Origin of the sequence: Brachybacterium phenoliresistens (genome assembly GCF_039530785.1) — a bacterium.
In the GTDB taxonomy this organism is placed as follows: Bacteria; Actinomycetota; Actinomycetes; order Actinomycetales; family Dermabacteraceae; genus Brachybacterium; species Brachybacterium phenoliresistens.
On the sequence record NZ_BAAAOW010000001.1, the window covers coordinates 616,262 to 639,285 of the forward strand.

The 23,024-nt window shown below is 73.1% G+C and carries 20 protein-coding genes; 5 read left to right on the forward strand and 15 right to left on the reverse strand.

Annotated elements, in window-relative coordinates; all coding sequences use genetic code 11:
- Window positions 1-60: 60 nt before the first annotated feature.
- From ABD234_RS02825 to ABD234_RS02865, 9 genes are read right to left on the reverse strand one after another with little or no spacing between them, the layout of a single operon-like run.
- On the reverse strand, window positions 61-1,140 hold the full coding sequence (locus ABD234_RS02825; protein WP_038369963.1) for a hypothetical protein: 1,080 nt from the start codon (window positions 1,138-1,140) through the stop codon (window positions 61-63).
- On the reverse strand, window positions 1,137-2,222 hold the full coding sequence (gene mnmA, locus ABD234_RS02830) for a tRNA 2-thiouridine(34) synthase MnmA (protein WP_038369961.1): 1,086 nt from the start codon (window positions 2,220-2,222) through the stop codon (window positions 1,137-1,139). The genes ABD234_RS02825 and mnmA overlap by 4 nt, the downstream gene beginning before the upstream one ends.
- 42 nt (window positions 2,223-2,264) lie before the next feature.
- Window positions 2,265-3,431: a cysteine desulfurase family protein gene (locus ABD234_RS02835; RefSeq protein WP_038370409.1), complete on the reverse strand. Its 1,167-nt coding sequence runs from the start codon at window positions 3,429-3,431 to the stop codon at window positions 2,265-2,267.
- Complete coding sequence (locus ABD234_RS02840) at window positions 3,428-4,333, reverse strand: hypothetical protein (RefSeq protein ID WP_038369960.1); 906 nt, start codon at window positions 4,331-4,333, stop codon at window positions 3,428-3,430. The genes ABD234_RS02835 and ABD234_RS02840 overlap by 4 nt, the downstream gene beginning before the upstream one ends.
- A 33-nt stretch (window positions 4,334-4,366) precedes the next feature.
- On the reverse strand, window positions 4,367-5,365 hold the full coding sequence (locus tag ABD234_RS02845; RefSeq protein ID WP_038369959.1) for a vWA domain-containing protein: 999 nt from the start codon (window positions 5,363-5,365) through the stop codon (window positions 4,367-4,369).
- Entirely contained in the window at window positions 5,365-6,387 is a 1,023-nt protein-coding gene (locus ABD234_RS02850; RefSeq protein WP_038369958.1) for a vWA domain-containing protein, read from the reverse strand. The genes ABD234_RS02845 and ABD234_RS02850 overlap by 1 nt, the downstream gene beginning before the upstream one ends.
- A complete protein-coding gene (locus ABD234_RS02855; protein ID WP_038369957.1) occupies window positions 6,378-6,878 on the reverse strand; it encodes a hypothetical protein in 501 nt (166 codons plus the stop codon). The genes ABD234_RS02850 and ABD234_RS02855 overlap by 10 nt, the downstream gene beginning before the upstream one ends.
- Window positions 6,865-7,761, reverse strand: a complete 897-nt coding sequence (locus tag ABD234_RS02860; protein WP_038369955.1) for a DUF58 domain-containing protein — start codon at window positions 7,759-7,761, stop codon at window positions 6,865-6,867. The genes ABD234_RS02855 and ABD234_RS02860 overlap by 14 nt, the downstream gene beginning before the upstream one ends.
- Before the next feature lie 23 nt (window positions 7,762-7,784).
- Complete coding sequence (locus ABD234_RS02865; protein ID WP_232226134.1) at window positions 7,785-8,867, reverse strand: AAA family ATPase; 1,083 nt, start codon at window positions 8,865-8,867, stop codon at window positions 7,785-7,787.
- A gap of 174 nt (window positions 8,868-9,041) precedes the next feature.
- Here ABD234_RS02865 and glgX point away from each other — a divergent pair, with 174 nt between their 5' ends.
- From glgX to glgB, 3 genes are all read left to right on the forward strand, one after another.
- Window positions 9,042-11,270: a glycogen debranching protein GlgX gene (glgX, locus tag ABD234_RS02870; protein ID WP_038369954.1), complete on the forward strand. Its 2,229-nt coding sequence runs from the start codon at window positions 9,042-9,044 to the stop codon at window positions 11,268-11,270.
- A gap of 172 nt (window positions 11,271-11,442) precedes the next feature.
- The gene (locus tag ABD234_RS02875; RefSeq protein WP_051486447.1) at window positions 11,443-13,413 is read left to right on the forward strand and encodes an alpha-1,4-glucan--maltose-1-phosphate maltosyltransferase; all 1,971 of its coding nucleotides are present in this window, start codon (window positions 11,443-11,445) and stop codon (window positions 13,411-13,413) included.
- Between the two features lie 24 nt (window positions 13,414-13,437).
- Entirely contained in the window at window positions 13,438-15,642 is a 2,205-nt protein-coding gene (glgB, locus tag ABD234_RS02880) for a 1,4-alpha-glucan branching protein GlgB (protein WP_038369953.1), read from the forward strand.
- A 104-nt stretch (window positions 15,643-15,746) separates the two neighbouring features.
- Here glgB and ABD234_RS02885 read toward each other — a convergent pair whose 3' ends face one another.
- The 3 genes from ABD234_RS02885 to ABD234_RS02895 are packed head-to-tail and all read right to left on the reverse strand — an operon-like array spanning window position 15,747 to window position 18,659.
- Window positions 15,747-16,628, reverse strand: coding sequence for a co-chaperone YbbN (locus tag ABD234_RS02885; protein WP_038369952.1), 882 nt, complete (start codon window positions 16,626-16,628; stop codon window positions 15,747-15,749).
- Between the two features lie 46 nt (window positions 16,629-16,674).
- Window positions 16,675-17,766, reverse strand: coding sequence for a DUF8094 domain-containing protein (locus tag ABD234_RS02890; protein WP_038369951.1), 1,092 nt, complete (start codon window positions 17,764-17,766; stop codon window positions 16,675-16,677).
- Window positions 17,763-18,659, reverse strand: a complete 897-nt coding sequence (locus ABD234_RS02895; RefSeq protein WP_156953999.1) for a hypothetical protein — start codon at window positions 18,657-18,659, stop codon at window positions 17,763-17,765. The genes ABD234_RS02890 and ABD234_RS02895 overlap by 4 nt, the downstream gene beginning before the upstream one ends.
- Window positions 18,660-18,820: 161 nt before the next feature.
- On the opposite strand from ABD234_RS02895, the gene nucS reads away from it, so the two are divergent.
- Entirely contained in the window at window positions 18,821-19,531 is a 711-nt protein-coding gene (gene nucS / locus ABD234_RS02900; RefSeq protein WP_038369950.1) for an endonuclease NucS, read from the forward strand.
- A gap of 49 nt (window positions 19,532-19,580) precedes the next feature.
- Window positions 19,581-20,816, forward strand: coding sequence for an N-acetylglucosamine-6-phosphate deacetylase (locus ABD234_RS02905; protein WP_038369949.1), 1,236 nt, complete (start codon window positions 19,581-19,583; stop codon window positions 20,814-20,816).
- Between the two features lie 12 nt (window positions 20,817-20,828).
- Here the strand turns inward: ABD234_RS02905 and ABD234_RS02910 are convergent, their stop codons facing one another.
- The 3 genes from ABD234_RS02910 to atpD are packed head-to-tail and all read right to left on the reverse strand — an operon-like array spanning window position 20,829 to window position 23,012.
- Entirely contained in the window at window positions 20,829-21,266 is a 438-nt protein-coding gene (locus ABD234_RS02910) for a DUF2550 family protein (protein ID WP_038369948.1), read from the reverse strand.
- A 19-nt stretch (window positions 21,267-21,285) separates the two neighbouring features.
- Window positions 21,286-21,558 carry a F0F1 ATP synthase subunit epsilon gene (locus ABD234_RS02915; RefSeq protein ID WP_038369947.1) on the reverse strand — a complete coding sequence of 91 codons (273 nt, stop codon included), beginning with the start codon at window positions 21,556-21,558 and terminating at the stop codon, window positions 21,286-21,288.
- Complete coding sequence (gene atpD / locus ABD234_RS02920; RefSeq protein ID WP_038369946.1) at window positions 21,555-23,012, reverse strand: F0F1 ATP synthase subunit beta; 1,458 nt, start codon at window positions 23,010-23,012, stop codon at window positions 21,555-21,557. The genes ABD234_RS02915 and atpD overlap by 4 nt, the downstream gene beginning before the upstream one ends.
- Window positions 23,013-23,024: the final 12 nt, after the last annotated feature.

The following is a 23,024-nucleotide window of genomic DNA, read 5'->3' on the forward strand; positions in this document are numbered from 1 at the left end:
GGACGGGACGCCGGGATCAGGTCTCGATGGGGCGACCCGATCTCGACGTCGCCGCCGCGGTCAGCCCTGAACCCGCTCCGCCCACGCCGGGGCGGCCCGCAGCAACCGCTGCAGGTCCCCCTCGGTGAGCAGGGTGTCGCGGGAGGGCTCGGCGGCGGGATCCTCGCCCGCACGCCCGCGCGGGCGATGCGCCAGCAGCGTGAACCCGGCGAGCTCCCGCCGCCCGTACCCCAGCCGCCCCCAGACCTCCGCGAGCGCCTCGAGGGTCGGCTCCGCCCGCGCCGGATCCACCACGAGCGCCAGGTCGATGCCGTCCTCGCGGGCGCCGGCGAGGGCCTCCCACAGGCGGCGCCCCGACGCCCCGGACAGCGGGCCGATGCTCGCGGGGGCGATCGCGAGGGAGCGCGCGCCGGCGCTGATCGCGGCCTGGAGCAGCTCCGCATCGGCGGGGACCTGCAGGCGCACCTGCGAGGCCTCGGCGCCGGCCGAGGCCAGGGCCTCCAGCAGCCCCCGCCACAGCACGCCGATCTCCGCGGCGGGCAGCGCCGGGTAGCGCCGATACCCGGAGGGGGTGGGCAGGGAGCCGCCGTGCACCGCACGGGCGGCGTCCTCGCGCAGCAGGACCGAGGGCGCCGCGCCCGGCACATGGGAGGCCACGGCCCGCAGGTGCTCGAGGATCCCCTCGGCCAGCAGGATCGGCACGTCCCGCACGGCGCCGCGGTCGGCGAGGGTGCGCTCCCCCGAGGCGAGGTGGGTGGCGGCGGCCAGGGTGATCGGCCCCAGGGTCACCGCCCGCAGCGGACCCTCGTAGCCCAGCAGGGCGATGCGCGCGTCCTCCAGGGTCCGCGCGCGCAGCTCCCGGGCCCGCAGCCAGGCCCGGCCGGCGCCCGGCCCCATGCGCCATCCGTAGGAGGTGAGGTCGCCGCTGGTCCCGGCGAGCAGGGCGAGGGAGGCCGGCAGCAGCTGGTCGGCGCTCTCGGTCCCCAGCGCGGCCGGGAGGTACAGCTCGGTGCCGATCTCATCCTCGAGGTCGTCCCCCAGCAGGGAGCGCAGGGCCACCAGGGCCTCGAGCCGGCTCGCGTCCTGCCCGGGGGCGGAGACGAGGGTGCCGTCCCCGGTGAGGGTGACCAGCGCGCTCACGCCCGGCGCTCCAGGGTCGCCGCGGCGAGCACCCGGTCGCCGTCGTACAGCACGAGGGTCTGACCGGGGGCGACGCCGCGCACGCTCTGCTCGAGCGACACCTCCAGCAGCTCCTCCCCTGCCGGCAGCTGCTCGATCCGGCCCGGGATCGCCTCGCCGTGGGCGCGGATCTGCGCCGTGACGCGCCGCCCGGCGCTCAGCGGCTCGAAGACGACCAGGTCACGGGCCAGCAGGCGGGAGGTGGACAGCAGCTCGGCGGCCCCGACGACGACCTGCCGGGACTCGGGCCGCACGTCCAGCACGTAGCGGGGGCGCCCATCGGCCGCAGGCTGGTGCAGGCCCAGCCCCTTGCGCTGGCCGATGGTGTAGCCGTGGGTGCCCCGGTGGGTGCCGAGCACCGCGCCGTCGGCGTCGACGATCTCGCCGGGCGCCTCGCCGAGGCTGCGCTCGAGGAAGCCCCGGGTGTCGCCGTCGGCGATGAAGCAGATGTCGTAGCTGTCGGGCTTGGTGGACACGCCCAGCCGGCGCGAGCGCGCCTCCTCGCGCACGGCTTGCTTGTCGGCCATGTCGCCGAGCGGGAAGAGGGAGGAGCCGATGGCCTCCGGCCCCATCACCGCGAGCACGTAGGACTGGTCCTTCGCGCTGTTGCGGGAGCGGTGCAGGGAGGGGGCGCCGCCCGGGCCCTCGGCGCGGATCGAGGCGTAGTGGCCCGTGCACACGGCGTCGAAGCCGAGCGCCTTGGCCCGCTCGAGGAGGGAGGCGAACTTGATGCGCTCGTTGCAGCGCACGCAGGGGTTCGGGGTGCGGCCGGCCGCGTACTCGGACAGGAAGTCCTCGACGACGAGGTCGTGGAAGTCGTCGGAGAGGTCCCACACGTAGTACGGGATGCCGATGCGCTCGGCGGCCACCCTGGCGTCCGAGGCGTCCTCCACGGTGCAGCAGCCGCGGGAGCCCACCCGGGTCTGCGAGCGGTCCTTCGACAGCGCCATGTGCACGCCGACCACCTCGTGCCCCGCCTCCGCGGCGCGCGCCGCGGCCACGGCGGAATCGACGCCGCCGCTCATCGCTGCCAGAACCTTCATGCCCCTCCTCCGGTGTTCCTGCCGACCCAGCAGTGTATGCGCTCAGCCGAACAGGGAGCCCACGGCCCGGGCCCGCTGCAGCGCCTCGGGCAGCGCCGCGAGGACGATGTCGACGTCCTCGGCGGTGGAGGTCCATCCCAGGGACAGACGCAGCATGGCGTGGCCGCGGGCGTCCACGCCCATCGCCTCGAGCACGTGGCTGCCCCGCTGGACGCCGGCGCTGCAGGCGGAGCCTCCGGAGGAGTCCACCCCGCGCTCGTCCAGCAGGAACAGCAGCGCGTCCTGATCGGCCCCGGGGAAGGTCGCGTGCACGATGTGCCCGGCCTGCGGGACGTCCTCCGGCGCGGTGAAGCGGACGGAGGGGTCGATGCGGGCGATCCCCTCCCGCAGACGGGCGGCGAGATCGCGCAGGCGCGCGGACTCGGCCTCCGCCTCGGCGAGGACCTCGTGCAGGGCCGCGGCGAGGCTCGCCGCGTGGGCGGCGTCCAGGGTGCCGGAGCGGACCCCGCGCTGCTGACCGCCGCCGGTGGACTGGGCCGTGAGCGGGACGGCCGGATCCGCCACCAGGACGCCGACGCCGACCGGGGCGCCGATCTTGTGGCCGGACAGGGACATGAGGTCGACGGTCCCCGGGGCCGGCAGGGCCGCATGCCCCACGGCCTGGACGGCGTCGGTGTGCACGACGGCGCCGTGGGCGCGGGCCGCCGCGGAGATCGACGCGAGGTCCTGGAGGATGCCGGTCTCGTTGTTGACCAGGGCGGCGCTGACCACGCTCACCGCGCCGTCGGCGAGGGCGCGGTCCAGGGCGTCGGGGTCGACGGCGCCGCGCCCGGTCACGGGCAGCTCGCGGGCCGCGATCCGCGGGGCCAGGGAGCGTGCGGTCTCCAGCACCGCCGCATGGTCGCTCGCGCAGACCGCGACGGCCGAGCGCGCGGGATCCGCCGCCTGCGCGGCCAGGGCCGCGCCGCGCACGGCGAGGTTGTCCGCCTCGGTGCCGCCGGAGGTCAGGATCAGCCAGGACCGCCTCACCCCCAGGTCCGCGGCGATCGACTCGAGCGCCTCGTCGAGGACGGCCCGGGCACGGCGCCCCGAGCCGTGCACCGAGGTGGGGTTGCCCAGCACGTCGGAGGCCGCGAGGAAGGCCTCGCGCGCGGCGGGGCGCAGCGCGGTGGTCGCGGCGTGGTCGAGGTACGCGCGCCCGGCGCTCACCACGGCTTCTCCGGGTCCTGCGCCTCGCCCGGGGAGGAGGACTCGCCGTCGCCCTGGTTGGCGGACTTGTTGCGCTCCTCGAGCTCGTCCTCCTTCGGGTTCCCGGAGGTCTGGCCCTCGGTGGTGGCCTCCTCGGTGGGACCGGTGCCGGAGGGGTCCTCGTGGCGGGGCGAGCCCGGATCGGGGGCTCCGCCCTGCCCCTCCTTCTGGCGGGCGTCGGGGTCGTTGCCGGCCTCCTCGTCGGCCCCGCGCCGCTTCTCCTCGACGCGCTTCTCGTTCTCGTCCGTGGTCTCCTGGTCCTCGTTGCCGGCGCCGCCGCCCCCGCCGCCCTCGCCGTCCTGGCCGCCTCCGCCGCCGGAGGCGCAGACGAACAGCATCTGCTCCGCCTCGAACAGGCGGTCGGCGCGCTCGGCCGGGTCCTCGATGAGGTCGGCCTGCCGCTCGATGGAGATCGCGAGGTTGTTGAGGATCTTGCACTGGGCGTGGATCGGCTGGTTGAGGTCGGAGGATCCCTCCCAGACCTCGAGGGCGGTGCGCAGCTCCGCCTCCGCGGCGGCGTCGTCCCCGGCCTGCAGCAGGTCGGTGCCCTTGGTCAGGTGCGGCAGGTAGGGCTCGAACCAGTTCACGACCCAGACGGGCGCGAGGCGGTCGATGGCGGAGGTGTACTCCTGCTTCTCGTAGGCGGCGCCGTGCCAGGCCTGCGTCACCGGCAGCGAGACGAACTTCAGCGCCAGCAGGCCCAGCAGCAGCAGCGGGATCGCGAGCACGCCGAAGGCGATCAGGCGGATGGTGCGCAGGCGCCGCACGTCCAGGCCGAAGTCCCCCGGCCGGCGCGGCTCGTCCTGCGTCAGGGGCGGACGGTCGGTGCTCCCCTGCTCGGGGACGGTCGTGGTCGGGTTCATCGGGTCCTCCCCCGCGGCGTCGTCATCTCCGGCTCAGCGCTCCTGCACGGAGGGTACATCCGTGCGATCCATCCGCCGGGGCAGGCGGTACGTCATCGCTCCCAGCTCCCAGATGAACAGGCAGGCCAGCGGGATCGCCGCGACCCAGTACCAGTCCTCGTAGGTCGGCACCCGGGAGGTGGACTCCACCGGGACGGGGCGCAGCTCGATCCCCTCCAGCGTCCCCTCGATCGGGGCCTCGGGGTCGGTGCGATGCAGGTACGGCACGCCCATGTCGGCGGCGATCTTCTCCAGCTGCGCCTCGTCGATCATCGACAGTCCCTGCGCCCCCGACGCATCGGTGATGTACTCGCCGTCGCTCTGGCCGCCCTGGGCCTTCATCGGCCCGCCCTCCGGGGTGCCGTAGCCCAGCACGGCGCCGCCGTCGATCATCGGCTGGGCGGGGCCGAAGGGCTCGGACTCCTGCCCGTCGGTGTTCTCCCCGTCGGAGAGGAAGTAGACGATCCGGTAGGAGTCGGGATCATCGCGCTTGGTCTCGGACAGGGCCGTGAGCAGGCGCTGCAGGGGCCGGTCCACGTTGGAGCCCTGGGAGTAGGCGGTGGGCTCGGTGGTGAGGGTGTCGACCCAGGCCAGTGCGGCCCCTGCATCGGTGGTCAGCGGCAGCTGCTCCGAGGCGGAGGAGTCGAAGGAGATGATCGAGTAGCGCGAGCCCTCGGTCATGGACATGATCCGCTGCATGTCGGCCTTCACCCCCTCCAGCCGGGGCTGCCCGTCCGCGTAGTCCTCGGCGTTCATCGAGCCGGTGCGGTCCACGACGAAGAAGACGTTCGCGTTCATGCGCTGGGTCTGCTCGCCCTCGAGCGGGGTCACCGGGCGCACCGCGACCACGGCGATCAGCAGCACCATCAGCAGACGGCGCCCCCAGTCGACCCGCTGGCGGGGGCGGCTCACCAGCATCACGGCGCACAGCACGAGCAGGGGCAGCAGCACCGGGATGCTCAGCCACAGCGGGATCAGGTGCTCCAGGCGCATCAGCGGTTCCTCCAGCCCAGGACCAGCACCGCGACCAGCGCGAGCAGCGCCAGCACGAAGCCGAGCATCGGGTGGTCGTTGCGGATCACGGTGGGCTCGGCGCCCATCAGCTCGGCCTGGCTGCGCTGGATCTGCTCGATGATCGAGGGGATCGCGTTCGGGTCCGAGGACTGGTACAGGCCGCCGTCGACGGTCTCGGTGACCGTCTTGAGCTCCTCGAAGCAGACGTCGGTGCACTCGAAGGCGCCGGGGTAGAAGGTGTACAGGTCGATGTCGCGGGCGGCGACGCCGTCCACCGCCTCCTGGAGGGTGAAGATCGGCTCGCCGTTGACCTCGTTGTCCGTCGCGAAGATGATCGAGCGGCTGCGGTCCTGGGCGGCCTGGTCGAACAGCAGTCCGCAGGAGGCCAGGCCGTCGGGGACGATGGAGGCCTGGTCGTCGATGCCGCGCGTGCCCTCGACGAAGTCGACGTACTGGCGCACCTTCTCCTCGGGGTAGTCGCGGGTGCCCAGGCGGTAGCCCGTCTCGTCGAAGTCGATGGCCTCGGCGCCCTCAGTGAGCTCGCGCCGGATCAGGTCGTAGTCGTTGGTGAGGGGGAAGACGGTGCGGCTGGTGGAGTTGAAGATCGACAGCGCCACCCGCTCGCCGTCGAAGGAGTCCACCATCGCGGCGAAGGTCTGCAGGATCTCCGTGTCGTACTCGTACATCGAGCCGGACACGTCCAGGCACAGCACGATGTCCCGGCTCGCGAAGTCGGGGGTCTCGATGCGCTCGGTGGCCACGCGGCCCGAGAGCACGGAGGCGCCGAGCACGCCCAGCACCGCCAGCCCCACCTGCAGCACGCGGACGATCCGGGCCGTGCGCTGGGCGCGCACGAAGCTGGGCAGCTGCTCGAGGAAGGAGGAGTTGGCCACCAGCACCGGCGAGCGGCGCATGGCGCGGCGGTTCCAGAAGGTGATCGCCCACACCGCGATCCCCGCCAGGAGCAGCAGCAGCGTGACCCACCAGAAGGTCATGACCATCGGCGGATCACCTCCCGGCAGCGGTGCACGGACTCGGCCAGCTCGGTGTCGCTGCTGGCGGCGAAGTCCGGCTCGTAGAGGTGGGCGATCAGCCGGCCCACGTCGTGGGTGCGGTCGTCGGCGATCAGCGTGGCGAGGTCCTGGCTGGTGACGTCGTGGCCGGTGGTCGAGCGCACGAAGCGCCGCATGACGGCGGTGAGCTCGTGGTGGCCCTCGCGCGCGTCGATCTCCTCGGCCTCGTGGCGGGCGGCGATCTCGTTGACCGCGCGCAGGAACTCGGCCTTGAGGGTCTCCACCTCGCCGGGGCGGGCGCGGTAGGCGCTGCGGGTGACCACGGCGCGGGAGATGCGCAGCACCGCGATGACCAGCGCGGCGATCACGATCAGGCACAGCGCGGCGAGGATCAGCCAGGCCACCGAGTACTGCGGCGGATCGATGATCTGGGCGGGCTCCGCGAGGAGGGACGGCAGCGGGAACTCAGGCGCGGGCATGGCGGTACTCCCTCGCACGCAGCATGGCGATCATGTCCTCGACCACCGTGGTGTCCCCGGCGGTGAGCACGTGGCTGATGTGCAGGCGGTCCAGCATCGCGGAGACCTCGTCGCGACGGGCCCGGCGGAAGGCCTCGACGTCCCGGGCGACCTTCGGGCTGTGGCGCGAGAGCTCCGCGATCTCCCGCGGATGGTTGACGTCGACGACCTCGTGCTCCTCGTCCTCGCGCTGGAGGGGATCCGCATCGCCGATGCGCACCACCATCACGTCGTGCCGGGTGGTCAGGCGCCGCAGGATCGAGTAGTCCTCCAGCAGGGGATGCGCCTCGTCGGTGATGATGGTCATCAGCGTGGCGCGGGAGGTCACGCGGAAGGCGCGCTCGATCAGCCAGGAGGAGTCCGGCGCCGGGGCGGCCGCGGTGGTGGTCTGCTGGATGGTGCGCAGCACCAGCTCGAGGTGGCCGTCGCTGGAGCGGGCCGGCAGCTGGGTGGGCCGCGCCTCCGCGCCGGCGACCAGACCCACCAGGTCCCCGTTCTTCTGGGCCAGGAAGCACACCAGCCCCGCGGCGGTCACCATGGCATCGCGCTTGGAGGTGCCGTCGGCCGCGGTCGCGGCCATCGCGGAGGAGGTGTCCGCCACGATCGACAGGTGACGCACCCGCTCCTCGTTGAACTGGCGGATCAGCGGCTCCCCCGAGCGCGCCGTCGCCTTCCAGTCGATGTCGGAGATCTTGTCCCCGGGCTGGTAGTACTTCAGGTCGTCGAAGTCCTCGCCGCTCCCCTTGAACAGGGACCGTCCGCGCCCCTGGATCAGTCCCCGTGCCCGCCCGGACGTGGACAGGTCCACCCGGGCCTTGACACGGGTCAGCAGCGATGTCGCCATGCGGCGCCGTCCTCTCCTCGCGGTCAGGGCATCGGCACGGCGTGGAACACCGCGTCGATGATCTGCTCGGGCTTGATGCCGCCGGCCAGGGCGTCGAAGGTCAGCACGAGGCGGTGGCGCAGCACGCCGTAGCGCATGGCGCGCACGTCGTCCGGGGTGACGAAGGAGCGCCCGTTCAGCAGCGCGTGCGCCTGGCCCACCCGCATCAGCGCGAGCGAGCCGCGGGGGCTGGCGCCCACGCGGACCGACTGGGTCAGGTTCGGCACCGGGCGCGGGCCGGAGCCGCGGGTGGTGAACACGAGGTCGATGATGTAGCGCTTGACGGCCTGGTCGACGTACACCGCATCGACCATGCGCTGCAGGAAGCGGATGTCGTCGAGGGTGACGCTGGCGACCGGCTCGGAGGGCGCCGAGAGACGGCCGCTGGTGGAGCGGTCGAGGATCTCGTGCTCCTCGCCGGGCCGCGGGTAGGTGAGGACCTCCTTGATGAGGAAGCGGTCCATCTGCGCCTCGGGGAGGACGTAGGTGCCCTCCTCCTCGATCGGGTTCTGGGTGGCGAGCACCATGAACGGCGAGGGGAGCTTGTAGACCTCCCCGCCGATGGAGGTCTGCCGCTCCTGCATCGCCTCGAGCATGGCCGACTGGGTCTTCGCGCTCGAGCGGTTGATCTCGTCCAGCAGCACGACGTTCGCGTGCACCGGGCCCAGCTGGGTGGTGAAGGTGCCGTTGCCGTAGTTGAAGATCTGGGTGCCGATGATGTCGTTGGGCATCAGGTCGGGCGTGCACTGGATGCGGGCGAAGGTGCCGGTGATCGAGGACGCCAGGGCCGATGCGGCCGTCGTCTTGGCCAGCCCCGGGACCGACTCCAGCAGCACGTGCCCGCCGGCGGCGAGCGCCGCCAGCAGGGTCAGGCGCAGGTTCTCCTGGCCGACCACGCGGGAGCCGAAGACGCTGCTGATCGTGCGCACGATCTGCTTCGCCCGCTCGAGGTCCTCGCCCGAGATGGTGGCGGCACCGGGGGCGAACGACGCCGCGGGACGCTGTCCCCGGGCCTCGGACTGCGGCGACGCGGGCGCCTCGGGACGCTGATGCGGCGGATTGCTCATGTGGTGCGCTTCCCCATCCATGCTCTTGCGGCGTCTGCCGGTGCCCTCGCGCGCTGCGGCGGCACCGGCCACGATCCTAACGGGTGTGAGCGGGGGCACCGTGAATGCGGTGGCACCGACCACAGAACACCCGGTCCTCCGGGCGCGCGCTCCGCCCGGTGCGAGGATGAGCGGGTGCCGGAACACGTCCCCTCAGCCTCCGCCCCCGTCTCCCCCGGTCTGCACGTCGGCCAGGACGGGAGCGGGACCTTCGCCGTCGTCGCGCCCCGCGCGCAGGCGGTCGACCTGTGCATCCGCCGGGGACGCACCGAGACGCGGCACCGGCTGCGCCGCGTGGACGGCCCGCTGCACTGGGACCGCGTCACCGGGATGACCCCCGGCACCGAGTACGGCATCCGGGTCTACGGCCGGTGGGACCCGGAGGCGGGGCACTTCGCGAACCCCGAGATGCTCCTGCTGGATCCCTACGCGCGCGGGGTGAGCCACGCCTCGCCGCTGCTGACCTCGATGTTCCCCTACGAGGTCGACTCGATGCTCGAGCCGGTCTCCGCCGAGCTCGCCCCCAGCCCCTTCGACTCCGGGCCCACCGCCGTGTGGTCGGTGCACCTGGACGGCTCCTTCGACTGGCAGGAGGACCGCGCCCCGCGCACCCCGTGGGAGGACACCGTCCTGTACGAGGCGCACGTCAAGGGGCTGACGGCCCTGCACCCGCGGGTCCCCTCCGCCCAGCGCGGCACCTATGCGGGGCTCGGGCACCGCGCCGTCACCGACCATCTGCGCTCCCTCGGCGTCACCGCGATCGAGCTGATGCCGATCCACGCCGCGATGGACGAGCCGCACCTCACGCGGCTGGGGCTGACGAACTACTGGGGCTACTCGACCCTCTCCTTCCTGGCCCCCAACCCGGCCCTGGCGACCGCCGCGGCCCAGCGGGCCGGCGCGCAGGCGGTGCTCGACGAGGTGCGCACCATGGTCCGCTCCCTGCACGCGGCCGGGATCGAGGTGATCCTCGACGTGGTCTACAACCACACCGCCGAGGGCGGGGCGCTGGGGCCCAGCCTGTCCCTGCGCGGCCTGGACGCGGCGGAGTACTACTGGCTCTCCGAGGGCTCCTTCCTCGACGTCACCGGCACCGGCGGCACCCTCGACCCGCGCAGCGTCCACGTGATGGACCTGATCCTCGCCTCCCTGCGCTACTGGGCGCAGGAGGTCCACGTCGACGGCTTCCGCTTCGACCTGGCGACCGCCCTGGCCCGGGACGACGGCGGCTTCCGCGCCGACCATCCCCTGCTGCGCGCCATCAGCACCGACCCGGTGCTGCGGGGGCTCAAGCTCATCGCCGAGCCCTGGGACGTGGGCTCCTACGGCTGGCGCACCGGCGGCTTCCTGCCGCCGTTCGCCGAGTGGAACGACGCCTTCCGCGACGGGGTGCGCGGCTACTGGCTGGCGCAGCCGCGGGAGCGGGAGCGCTCCGGCGACCCGGCGATCGGCGGCGTCCGCGATCTCGCCACCCGCCTGGCCGGCAGCAGCGACCTGTTCACCCGCCAGGACCCCTCCGACCTTCCCGCCGGGCGGACCCTGCGCTCGGCCTGGGCGTCGGTCAACTACCTCACGGCCCACGACGGCTTCACCCTCGCCGATCTCACGAGCTACGACGACAAGCACAACGAGGCCAACGGGGAGGACGGCCGCGACGGCACCGAGGCCAACCGCTCCTGGAACCACGGGCACGAGGGTCCGGTGGATCCGGGCACGGCCGACGGCGCCCGCATCGCCGCGCAGCGCCGGCGCACCCGCCGCTCGATGCTCGCCACCCTCCTGCTGGCCAGCGGCACCCCGATGATCACCGCCGGGGACGAGCTCTCGCGCACCCAGCAGGGCAACAACAACGCCTACTGCCAGGACAACGAGATCTCCTGGGTCGACTGGTCCCTCGCCGAGAGCGAGGAGTCCTGCATCGCGACGGTGCGCACGCTGCTCGCCCTGCGCCGCGAGCATCCCCAGCTGCGCACCCGCGCGTTCCCCCGCCCGGCCGACCCGGCGGACCTGCGCGAGGACCAGGTCGCCTGGTTCGGGCGCGAGGGCGAGGAGCTCAGCCACGAGGACTGGTTCGACCCCCGCCGGCATGTGCTGCAGATGCTGCGCCCCGGCCCCGAGCATGTGCTCGTGGTGATCTCCGGCGCCGACCGCGACCTGGAGGTCACGCTGCCGGCGCAGCCCTGGCCCACCGGGACCCCGCGGATCGTGCTGGACACCTCCCGCGAGGACGGCGGGACCGGCAGCGATCCGATGTCTCGCCCCGTGCGCGGGAAGGACGGGCGGCAGCGGCTGCAGGTCCCGGCGCGCAGCGTCGTCGTCATCGTGATCGGCGACACATCCGGGGTCGAGGAGCGGCTACCCTGAGCCCAGGCGGCTCCCCCCGCCGGCACCCCGACCCGATCCGGCAGGAGTAGGCATGACCGCAGCGAGCGGCCCCACCGCATCGAAGTCCCCCGCACCTCCCTCCGCGAGCCCGGCTCCCCCTGCGAGCGCTGCTCCGCGGGGCCTGGACGCCGGCGTGGGCCGGATCCCGATCATGGCCGTGTCCCCGGTCGTGGACGGGGGGCGCTTCCCGGCATCGGCCGCCGAGGGCGAACGGGTCCCGCTGACCGTCAACGCCTTCCGCGAGGGCCACGACGCGATGGGCGTGCAGGTGCGCCTGCGGGATCCCGACGGTGCGGAGAGCGTGCTGCCGCTCGAGCCGCTGAACCCCGGCCTGGACCTGTGGCGCGGGTACGCGATCCCGGACCGCCCCGGCCACTGGTCCTTCACCGTGGAGGCGTTCAGCGCCCCGTACGCCACCTGGGCGCACGTCGCCGAGGTGAAGATCCCCGCCGGCATCGACGTCGACCTCGTGTGCGCCGAGGGCGTGCAGGTGCTCGCCCCCGTGATCGAGGAGGCCGAGGCGGGGCTGCGTCCCGCCTCCGACGCGACCCTGGCGCGGGCGGCGATCGACGCGCTGCGCAGCCACGCGCTGGGACCCCAGGGGCGCGTCGCCCCCGCCCTCGCCGCCGACCTCGCGGCCGTGCTGCGGGAGCGGCCCCTGCGCGAGGGTGTCACCACCGCGGGCCCCTACCCGCTGGTGGTCCACCGACGCCGGGCCCTGTTCGGCTCCTGGTACGAGTTCTTCCCCCGGTCCGAGGGCGCCCGCTTCGATCCCGAGCACGGCGGCTGGCGCTCGGGCACCTTCGCGACCGCCGCCCGGTCCCTGGACCGGATCGCGGCGATGGGCTTCGACGTCGCCTACCTCACGCCCATCCATCCCATCGGCACCACCTTCCGCAAGGGCCGCAACAACACGCTCGAGGTGGCCGAGGGCGATCCGGGGTCCCCCTACGCCATCGGCTCCCCGGACGGCGGCCACGATGCGATCCACCCGGACCTCGGGACGATGGAGGACTTCGACGCCTTCGTCGGCCGGGCGAAGGAGCTGGGGCTCGAGGTCGCCATGGACATCGCCCTGCAGTGCTCCCCCGACCACCCGTGGGTGGCGGAGCACCCCGAGTGGTTCGTGGTGCGCCCCGACGGCAGCATCGCCTACGCCGAGAACCCGCCCAAGAAGTACCAGGACATCTACCCCCTGAGCTTCGACACCGACTACGAGGGGCTGTACGCGGCGATCCGCGACATGCTCGAGCTGTGGGTGTCCCACGGGGTGACCCTGTTCCGCGTGGACAACCCCCACACCAAGCCGGTGCGCTTCTGGGAGGAGCTGCTCGCGGAGTTCGACGAGAAGCACCCGGAGGTGATCTTCCTGGCCGAGGCCTTCACCCGGCCCACCATGATGCACACCCTGGGCAAGGTCGGCTTCCACCAGTCCTACACCTACTTCACCTGGCGCCACACGCCCGAGGAGCTCAGCGAGTACGCCCTCGAGCTGGCCGAGGCCGCGCACTACATGCGGCCCAGCTTCTGGCCCACCACGCACGACATCCTCACGCCCTTCATGAGCGGCGGCGGCGAGGCCGCCTTCCGCCTGCGGGCGATCCTCGCCGCGACGCTCTCGCCCACCTGGGGCATCTACTCCGGCTACGAGCTGGTCGAGGACGTCCCGCGGCCCGGGGCGCAGGAGCAGATCGACAACGAGAAGTACGAGTACAAGCCCCGCGACTACCTGGGAGCCCTGCGCTCGGGGCGGAGCCTCGAGCCGCTGCTGACGCGGCTGAACACGATCCGGCGCGAGCACCCCAGCCTGCAGACGCTCACCGACGTGACCTTCCACCGGGCCGACGACCCGCAGGTGCTCGTCTTCTCCAAGCACCTGCCGGGCGAGGCCACCCCCGGCGGCGTCGCGGACACCGTGATCGTGGTGTCGCTGACCGAGCACGACCGCGACAGCGGGACCGCGGTCCACCTGGACCTGGAGGCCCTCGACGTGCCCGGACCCTTCGAGGTGGAGGACCTGCTCACCGGCGAGCGGTTCACCTGGGATGCCGATCCGTTCGTGATCCTCAGCGCCGGCTCCCGCCCCGCCCACGTGCTGCGCATCGTGCGCGAGCACGCCTGACCCCGACCGCCCGAGGAGACCATCATGAGCGAGAACAGCAGCGGCACCGGCGCCCCCCAGCCCATGCCCGTGGGGACCCACGAGCTCGGCGCGACGGCCACCGGCTCCTACCACGACCCGCACTCGGTGCTCGGTGTGCACCACTACGACGGGGCCGTCACCGTCCGCACGCTCAAGCCGCTCGCGCACGCCGTCGCGGCGGTGCTCGAGGACGGCACGGCCGTGGACATGGTCCACGAGCACGACGGCATCTGGGTCGGGGTGATCGACCTCCCCGAGGTGCCCCGCTATCGGATCCGGGTCACCTGGAGCGAGGGCCAGGACCCGGTCGAGCTCGAGGAGCCCTACCGCTTCCTGCCCACCCTCGGCGAGCTGGACCTGCACCTGATCCGCGAGGGACGCCACGAGGAGCTGTGGCGCGCGCTCGGCTCCCACGTGCGCGAGGTCGGCGGCGTGCCGGGCACCTCCTTCGCGGTCTGGGCGCCGAACGCCCGTGCCGTGCAGGTGATCGGCGAGTTCGACGGCTGGGACGGACGGGGCCATGCGATGCGCTCGCTGGGATCCTCCGGCGTCTGGGAGCTGTTCGTCCCCGGGGTCGGCGACGGCGCCGTGTACAAGTACCGGATCCTCGGCGGGGACTCCCAGTGGCGCGAGAAGGCCGATCCGATGGCCCGCCGCGCCGAGGTCCCGCCGGCCACCGGCTCGATCGTCACCAGCAGCACCTTCGAATGGGACGACGACGCCTGGTTGGCCGCCCGGGCCCAGACCGACGCCCTGTCCGCGCCGATGTCCATCTACGAGGTCCACCTGCCCAGCTGGCGCCAGGGGCTGGGCTACGCCGAGCTCGCCACCGAGCTGGTCGACTACGTGGTGGAGATGGGCTTCACGCACGTGGAGTTCATGCCGCTGGCCGAGCACCCCTTCGGCGGCTCCTGGGGCTACCAGGTCACCGGCTACTACGCACCCACCTCGCGCCTGGGCTCCCCCGACGAGCTGCGCGCGCTGATCGACGCCCTGCACCGGGCCGGGATCGGCGTGATCATGGACTGGGTCCCCGCGCACTTCCCCAAGGACGAGTTCGCCCTGGCCCGCTTCGACGGCCAGCCGCTGTACGAGCACGCCGACCCGCGCCTGGGCGAGCATCCCGACTGGGGCACCTACATTTTCGACCTCGGCCGCAACGAGGTGCGCAACTTCCTCGTCGCCAACGCGTGCTACTGGCTCGAGGAGTTCCATGTCGACGGCCTGCGCGTGGATGCCGTCGCCTCCATGCTCTACCTCGACTACTCGCGCGAGGAGGGGCAGTGGCTGCCCAACCGCCACGGCGGCCGCGAGAACCTCGAGGCGATCGCCTTCCTCCAGGAGACGAACGCGACGGCGTACAAGCGCGCCCCCGGCATCGTGATGATCGCCGAGGAGTCCACGTCCTTCCCGGGGGTCACCCGACCCACCGACGCCGGCGGGCTCGGCTTCGGCTTCAAGTGGAACATGGGCTGGATGCACGACACCCTCGAGTACCTGGGCCTGGACCCGATCCACCGCCAGTACCACCATCACGACCTCACGTTCTCGCTGATCTACCAGTACTCCGAGAACTTCGTGCTGCCGATCTCCCACGACGAGGTCGTCCACGGCAAGGGCTCCCTGCTGCGCAAGGCGCCCGGCGACGACTGGCAGCAGGCCGCGAGCCTGCGCGCCTATCTCGCCTTCCAGTGGACGCATCCCGGCAAGCAGCTGCTGTTCATGGGCAGCGAGTTCGGCCAGGGCACGGAGTGGTCGGAGTCCTCGGGGCTGCCCTGGTGGCTGCTGGAGTACCCGCTGCACCGCGGCGCCCAGCAGCTCGTGCGGGACCTCAACCATCTGCTGCGGGAGCACCCGGCGCTGTACGAGCAGGACCAGGACCCGGCCGGCTTCGAGTGGCTGATCGGGGACGACGGCGCCCACAACACGGTCGCCTTCGCCCGCCGCGACGCGGCGGGCGACCCGGTCGTGGTGGTCGTGAACTTCTCCCCGTCCCCGTGGCACGAGTACCGGGTGCCGATGCCCGAGGCCGGCGGCTGGGTCGAGGTCCTCAACTCCGACGCCCCCGTCTACGGCGGCAGCGGGGTCGGCAACCTCGGTCGGGTGCGGGCCGAGAAGCTGCCGATGCACGGCCGCGAGGCCTCCGTGCGCCTGTCGGTGCCCCCGCTGGGCGCGGTCGTCCTCGCCCCGGAGCGCACCGTGCGCTGATCTGCGGGAGCGCCGCTCCCCCGGGCACGACGGCGTGAGGCCGGCGGCCCCTCCGCAGGGAGGGGGCCGCCGGCCTCACGTCATCGGACCGGGGTGCGGGCCGGTCAGAACAGCAGGTTCGCCAGGCGCTTGCGGGCCGGCGGCACGCGCGGGTCCTCGGGGCCGGCGACCTCGAACAGCTCCAGCAGGCGGGACCGCACGGCGTCCTTCGTCTCCGCATCGGCCCCGCGCAGCAGCTCGAGCAGACGCCCGAAGGCGTCCTCGACATGGCCGCCGAGCATGTCCAGATCCGCCACCAGCAGCTGCGCGGGAAGGTCCGCGCGATCCGCGGCGGCCGCGGCGCGCGCGGCGTTGAGGTCGACGCCCTGGGTGCGGCGCATCAGGCTCACCGTCGCCAGTCCCGCCTTCGCCTCGGCGTCGGCGGGGCTCTGGGAGAGCTGCTCCTCGTAGGCGGCGACGGCTCCGTCGAGGTCGCCGCGCTCGATCGCGTCGTACGCCGCCTGGATCAGCGGCGCGAGCGGCTCCTCCTCCGCCTCCGGCGCCTCGCCGGCGGCGGAGACGTCCATCCCCTGCTGCTCGGCGACCTGGACGACCTGGTCGAGCAGGGGGGTGATCTCCTCGGCCGGGAGCACGGACTCGACGATCGGCTGCAGCTGCCCCTTGAGCAGCAGCAGCAGGGTGGGGAGCTGGCGCACGCGCAGGGCCTCGGCCACCCGCGGCTGCGTGTCGGCGTCGACGGTGGCCAGGCGCACCGCGCCGGACTTCGCATCCACCGCCGCGCGCAGGGCGGCGAGGAAGTCCGCGGCCTGGGGCACGCGGGAGCTGGTCACCAGCAGCAGCGTCGCGATCTGCTGGGAGTCCTGGATGAGCTGCTCGAGCCCCTGCTCGGTGACGGCGACCTCGTGCTGGGCGGGCTCGCCGACGTGGGAGCTGGGAGCGGGATCGCGCAGCGCGGCGAGATCGGGGATGCCGTACGGATCGGTCATGGATGGTCCTCTCACGGATGGTCGGTCGGGAGCATGCTGACGGGGATCAGGAGCCGGAGGCGCCCAGCAGCGCACGGCTCGCGCCGATCGGCTGGATCTGCTGGTCGGAGTCCGCCGGCGGGATGTACAGGGCCACCACCGAGCCGTACTCGCGCACGTAGCTCTCGGTGAACTCGGTGCGTCCCGCCAGGGTGGTGAAGACGTTGTCCTCGGTGTAGGAGATCGTGGCGCCCTCCTTGACCTTCACGGTCCGGGTGGACAGGAGCGTCCCCATCACCACCGCGCCGCCGTCGTCGGTGCGCAGGCCGGCGAAGTCGCCGTCCTTGACCGTGTACCTCTCGTGGATCGTGGCCGCCTGGTCGCGCTCCACGTCCTTGTTCAGGTCGGTGCGCTCGGCCTGGATCTGCGCGTGGGCCTGCGTCTGGAAGGGGTTCTCGGCGAGGACGTCCTCGGCGTCGACCCCGTCGCCCGAGGAGAGGACCGCGGCGTACAGCGACAGCGCCTCGGCGGGGGTGAGCTTCAGCCCCTCGGCGTCCGGCGCCACGGGCTCGCTGCCGACGCTGTCCGCGGGCACCTTCGGCATCTCGACGTCGACGGCCTGCTGGGCCCAGCCCCAGGTGGTGTACGGCGACTGCGCATCGGCCTGCTGGAGGGCGAGGAAGAAGGGGATCCCGGAGGGGCCCGCATCGGGCACCAGCGCCATGGCGGTGCGCGGGAACTCGGTCGCGGTCGAGGTGAGGAGCACCATCGGCTCGGCGCCGGGGTACGAGGCCAGCTGCTCGGACCAGTCCGGGAAGGCCGCGACGATCTCGTAGGTGCGGGTGCGGAACTCGACCGCCGAGCCGACCACGCGCGGCGCAAGCAGCCCGGCGTCCTTCGCCTCGTCCGCCGCGGCGACGGCGGCCGAGATCTCCGCGACCACGGGGGCCAGCTGTTCGGTGCTCGCGGCGGGCGTCGGCGAGGCGAGGGAGGGGCCCGTGGGCACCGGCGGCGGCGGGGCGACCTCGGAGCAGGCCGCCAGGACCGTACCGGTCAGCAGGGCCCCGGCCCCGGCGAGCAGGGAGCGGCGGGCCAGGACGGGGCGCAGGGACATGGGGCCTCCCGGGACCTGGAGCGGGGCGGCGGGACGCAGGCTCATGACCGCTCCTCCCCGCGATGGGTGGGACGGTGGGGCGCCCGGGGCGCGGGATCCTCCTCCGCGGCGGGCACCGGCGGGAGGGTGTCGGTGACGTCCCCGGCGGGCGGTGCGGAGTCCGGGGAGCTCACCGGCGCGTCGCGGCCGGGCACCAGCGTGGGCGCCGCCGTGGTCGTCGACGGCGCCGCCGAGGGGCCGGCGGCGGCCGCGGCGACCTCGGGCCGGGCCGGCGCATGGTCCTCGTCGCGGCGGCCGCTGCTGCGGAAGGCGAGCACGAACCAGATCAGGCCGATCACGGCCACGGTCGCCCCGCCGGCATATGCGTAGGGCACCCAGGCGTTGCTCGCCTCCACCGGCCAGGTGATGGAGATGCTCTGCGCACCGGGGGCGGTCCCGTCGGTCACCAGCAGGATCGCGCGGTACGGCTGCTCGGAGCCGGGAGCGGCCTCCTCCCGGCGGAAGGCGGCGATGTCGATGCTCGCGGGGCTCGGCGAGGTCTCGACCTGGCGCCAGAGGTCCGAGCCGGCCGGATCGCTCAGCGTGGTGCCGCCGTCGGGATTCACGACCTCGGTGGAGAGCGTCTCCCAGCTGGGGACGCCCGTGACGCGGGTGTACCGGGTCTGGGCGAGGTAGGCGGCGATGTCGTCGTTGGCCGCGGTGATCACCGAGACGTCGGAGGCGGCGGTGATCTCCACCGTGCCCTCCTCCCCGCCGACGTACAGCACGCCCGGGTCGATGACGACCGCGGGTCCGGCATCGGCGAGGTCGGCCACGGCGGTGTGCTCGGTGGAGGGCGCCCAGGTGGTCTCGCCCAGGCGGCCCAGGACGAGGCCGGCCAGGCCCAGGACCACGAGGGCCGCGGCGAGGATCTTCTGCACGGCGGAGATCTCCTTCAAGGATGGGAACCACACCACGATACGAGCGCTCCCGCACGACCGGCACGGCGACGTGAGCGTTTCCACCCGGCGGCGGCGCCGACCGGGACCCGGCCCCTCAGGGATACCGCCGTGCCAGCCTATCGTCCCGGAGCCCGCGCGGCCTGACGTACGCTGTCGGGGTGCGTCTCGTGGTAGCTCATTGCTCTGTGGATTATGCGGGCCGGTTGACGGCCCACCTCCCTCTGGCCCCGCGCCTGCTGATCGTCAAGGCCGACGGCAGCGTGCTGGTGCATTCCGACGGCGGCAGCTACAAGCCGCTGAACTGGATGAGCCCGCCGTGCACCCTCACGGTCGAGCGGAGGTCGGACGAGGAGGCCGCGGCGGACGCCGACGGCTCCCCCTGGATCGAGCAGTGGCAGGTGACCCACACCAAGACGGGCGACACCCTGCGGGTGCGCCTGCACGAGGTGCTCGAGGACTCCTCGCACGAGCTGGGCGTGGACCCCGGGCTGCAGAAGGACGGCGTCGAGGCGCATCTGCAGGCCCTGCTGGCGCAGAACATCGACCATCTCGGCGAGGGCTGGACCCTGGTGCGGCGCGAGTACGCGACCGCCATCGGCCCCGTGGACATCCTGGCGCGCGACGCCGACGGTGCGAGCGTCGCGATCGAGATCAAGCGCCGGGGCGAGATCGACGGCGTCGAGCAGCTGACCCGGTACCTCGAGCTGCTCAACCGCGATCCGCTGCTCGCGCCCGTGCGCGGGATCTTCGCGGCCCAGGCGATCAAGCCGCAGGCCCGCGTCCTGGCCGCCGACCGCGGGATCGACTGCGTGACGCTGGACTACGACGCCCTGCGCGGCATCGACGACGTCGAGTCGCGGCTCTTCTGAGCGAGCGCCCCGGCCTCACCGCTCCCCGCCCGTCCGAGGAAGGACCGCCATGACCCAGCCCGCCGAGAGCTCCCCCTCCCCCGAGTCCGTCCTCGCCGTGGACACGGCCGTCCACGGCACCGCCGTGCTCGGGGACCGCGTCCTGCCCGGAGCGCTGGTGCTGCTGCACGAGGGGCGGATCGTCTATGCCGGCCCGGCCCATGGCGCCCCCGTGCACCGCGCGGCGCAGGAGGTGCGCCACGAGGGCCTGGTCCTCCCCGGGCTGGTCGACGTCCACGACCACGGCGGCGGCGGCGTCTCCTTCCCCGACTGCGAGGATCCCGAGCGCGCCCTGGTCGCGGTGCGCGAGCACCGCCGCCACGGCACCACGTCCCTGGTCGCGTCCCTGGTCACCGCCGATGCCGACACGCTGCGCCGGAGGGTCGCCCTGCTCGCGGGCCTCCACCGCGACGGGGAGATCGCGGGGATCCACCTCGAGGGGCCGTTCATCTCCGCGGCGCGCAAGGGCGCGCAGAATCCCGCGCACATCGTGGCCGGGGACGCCGAGCTGGTGGCCGAGCTCTGCGAGATCGGCGCCGGGGCGGTCGCCACCATGACGCTGGCCCCCGAGGCCGAGGGCGCGGACGCCGTCCTCGCGGCCCTCGCCGCCGGCGGGGCGGTGCCCTCCCTCGGGCACACCGACGCCAGCAGCGAGATCATGACCCGCGGGATCGAGCAGGCCCGGCGGGCCCTGGAGGCCGCGCGCGGACGATCCGCCCTCCCCAGCGCCACCCACCTGTTCAACGGCATGCGCCCGATCCATCACCGGGATCCGGGACCGGCCCTCGCGGCGCTGGACGCCGCCGCCCGCGGCGAGCTGCTGGTCGAGGTCATCGCCGACGGCGTGCACCTGGACGCGCGGACGGTCGCGCACGTGTTCGCCATCGCCCGCCCGGGCTGCGTGCTGCTGGTCACCGACGCCATGGCAGCGGCGGGCATGGCCGACGGCGCCTATCACCTGGGCGCTCTGGACGTCACCGTCGCGGGCGGGGTCGCGACCCTCACCGAGGGCGGCAGCATCGCCGGGGGCACCGCCCACCTGATCGACGTGGTGCGCTGCGCCGTGCAGGAGGCGGGCGTGGACCTCGGCGCCGCGGTCGCGGCCGCGAGCACCACCCCGGCGCGCCTGCTCGGCGCGGAGGGGGAGATCGGGGTCCTCGCCGCCGGCGCGCGGGCCGACGTCCTGCTCGTGGACGAGGATCTCCAGGTCCAGCGGGTGCTGCGGGAGGGCGTCGACGTCCTCTGACCGCCGCCGGCCTCAGTCGGCGTCGCCGATGACCAGCCCCATCGGCGCCGACTCCAGCCAGGCGTTCAGCGCGGAGGCCGCCGAGCGGGCCATGATCACCCGCACCCGGGCGCCCTGGCGCAGGGTGAGCTCGACCAGGACGTAGTCCTCGCCGCCGGGGGTCTTCTCCCCGATCACGCTGCGCTGCTCGCCGAGGATGTCGCAGCGGCCGATCCGCCGCTCGGGGCGGATGCGCCACGAGAGGGCGCGAAACCACTGCAGCTCCTGCGAGGTGAAGCGCATGAGCCCCTGCTGCCAGCCCTCGCGGCCCCGGACGCCCCGGCGCCACAGCACGCAGTCGAACACCCCGCGCATCCGCGAGACATGCACCTGGCGGGCGACCAGGGCGAGCGTCGCCAGGACGACGAGCGCCCCGATCACCAGGGCGATGATCGGGGCGCTCGTTCGCATCGACGTGTCCGGGACCGGATCAGCTCGCGCTGCGGGCGCGGTCGGCCTGATCCACGGCGATGGTGACGACGTCGGAGTCCATGGACACGAAGCCGCCCTGGACCTCGCGCTCGGTCACCGAGCCGTCCTCCGCGATGATCCGCACGTTCCCGCGATCGAGGATCGCGAGGGTGGGCTGCATGCGCGGGAGGATGCCGAAGGAGCCGTCGACCGCAGGCACGACGACCTGCGCCGCGGTGCCGGTCCAGACGGTCCGGTCCGAGGTGACGAAGGTGACCTCGAGCGAGCTCACTGGCCGAGCTCCTTCTGGATGCGGTGCCAGTTCTCCAGGACCATGTCGATGCCGCCGACGTTGAAGAACGCCTGCTCGGCGATGTGGTCGAACTCGCCGTCCACGATCCCCTTGAAGCCCTCGATGGTGTCGCGCAGGGCGACGTCCGAGCCGTCCACACCGGTGAACTGCTTGGCCATGTGGGTGTTCTGCGAGAGGAACTGCTGGATGCGGCGGGCGCGCGCCACCGTGACCTTGTCCTCCTCGGAGAGCTCGTCCACGCCGAGCATCGCGATGATGTCCTGCAGCTCCTTGTTGCGCTGGAGGATCTGCTTCACGCGCAGGGCCGTGTCGTAGTGCTCCTGGCCCACGTAGTGCGGGTCCAGGATGCGCGAGGTGGAGGCCAGCGGGTCGATCGCCGGGTACAGGCCGCGCGAGGCGATCTCACGGGAGAGCTCGGTGGTCGCGTCCAGGTGGGCGAAGGTCGTCGCCGGGGCCGGGTCGGTGTAGTCGTCGGCCGGGACGTAGATCGCCTGCATGGAGGTGATCGAGTGGCCGCGCGTCGAGGTGATGCGCTCCTGGAGCACGCCCATCTCGTCGGCGAGGTTCGGCTGGTAGCCCACGGCCGAGGGCATGCGGCCCAGCAGCGTGGAGACCTCGGAGCCCGCCTGCGTGAAGCGGAAGATGTTGTCGATGAACAGCAGCACGTCCTGGCTCTGCACATCGCGGAAGTACTCCGCCATGGTCAGCGCCGACAGCGCCACGCGCAGACGCGTGCCCGGCGGCTCGTCCATCTGGCCGAAGACCAGGGCGGTCTTCTCGATGACGCCGGACTCGGTCATCTCCTCGATGAGGTCCCAGCCCTCACGGGTGCGCTCGCCGACGCCGGCGAACACGGAGACGCCGTCATGGTTGTTGGCCACGCGGTAGATCATCTCCTGGATGAGCACCGTCTTGCCGACGCCCGCGCCGCCGAACAGGCCGATCTTGCCGCCCTGCACGTACGGGGTGAGGAGGTCGATCGACTTGATGCCGGTCTCGAACATCTGGGTCTTGGACTCCAGCTGGTCGAAGTTCGGCGCCTTGCGGTGGATGGGCCAGCGCTCGGTGACCTCGAGGGTCTGGCCCTCGGGGAGGTTCAGCGCGTTGCCGACGGTGTCGAAGACGGTGCCGAGGGTGACGTCGCCGACCGGCACGGAGATCGGGGCGCCGGTGTCGGTCACGGCCTGGCCGCGCACGAGCCCGTCGGTCGGCTTCAGCGCGATGGCGCGGATCATGCCGTCGCCGAGGTGCTGGGCGGTCTCGAGGGTGAGGGTGGTCGGGTCCAGGCCCGCGCCGGTCGCCTCGATGACGGTGGTCAGCGCGTTGTACATCGCGGGGATGTTCCCGGGCGGGAACTCGATGTCGACGACGGCGCCGGTCACGCGCGCGACGCGGCCGGTCGCGGTGACGGTCTCGGGGGCAGTGGTGGTCATGTGCGTTCTCTC

What these genes read in the sequence shown, in the direction of transcription:
- ABD234_RS02860 (WP_038369955.1), bottom strand. Translation starts at nt 7,761, where the DNA reads ATGGCGACATCGCTGCTGACCCGTGTCAAGGCCCGGGTGGACCTGTCC.
- ABD234_RS02885 (WP_038369952.1), bottom strand. Translation starts at nt 16,628, where the DNA reads ATGACCGATCCGTACGGCATCCCCGATCTCGCCGCGCTGCGCGATCCC.
- ABD234_RS02855 (WP_038369957.1), bottom strand. Translation starts at nt 6,878, where the DNA reads ATGCCCGCGCCTGAGTTCCCGCTGCCGTCCCTCCTCGCGGAGCCCGCC.
- glgB (WP_038369953.1), top strand. Translation starts at nt 13,438, where the DNA reads ATGAGCGAGAACAGCAGCGGCACCGGCGCCCCCCAGCCCATGCCCGTG.
- atpD (WP_038369946.1), bottom strand. Translation starts at nt 23,012, where the DNA reads ATGACCACCACTGCCCCCGAGACCGTCACCGCGACCGGCCGCGTCGCG.
- ABD234_RS02875 (WP_051486447.1), top strand. Translation starts at nt 11,443, where the DNA reads ATGGCCGTGTCCCCGGTCGTGGACGGGGGGCGCTTCCCGGCATCGGCC.
- ABD234_RS02845 (WP_038369959.1), bottom strand. Translation starts at nt 5,365, where the DNA reads ATGCGCCTGGAGCACCTGATCCCGCTGTGGCTGAGCATCCCGGTGCTG.
- ABD234_RS02865 (WP_232226134.1), bottom strand. Translation starts at nt 8,867, where the DNA reads ATGAGCAATCCGCCGCATCAGCGTCCCGAGGCGCCCGCGTCGCCGCAG.
- mnmA (WP_038369961.1), bottom strand. Translation starts at nt 2,222, where the DNA reads ATGAAGGTTCTGGCAGCGATGAGCGGCGGCGTCGATTCCGCCGTGGCC.
- ABD234_RS02910 (WP_038369948.1), bottom strand. Translation starts at nt 21,266, where the DNA reads ATGCGAACGAGCGCCCCGATCATCGCCCTGGTGATCGGGGCGCTCGTC.
- ABD234_RS02905 (WP_038369949.1), top strand. Translation starts at nt 19,581, where the DNA reads ATGACCCAGCCCGCCGAGAGCTCCCCCTCCCCCGAGTCCGTCCTCGCC.
- ABD234_RS02850 (WP_038369958.1), bottom strand. Translation starts at nt 6,387, where the DNA reads ATGGTCATGACCTTCTGGTGGGTCACGCTGCTGCTGCTCCTGGCGGGG.
- ABD234_RS02890 (WP_038369951.1), bottom strand. Translation starts at nt 17,766, where the DNA reads ATGAGCCTGCGTCCCGCCGCCCCGCTCCAGGTCCCGGGAGGCCCCATG.
- ABD234_RS02840 (WP_038369960.1), bottom strand. Translation starts at nt 4,333, where the DNA reads ATGAACCCGACCACGACCGTCCCCGAGCAGGGGAGCACCGACCGTCCG.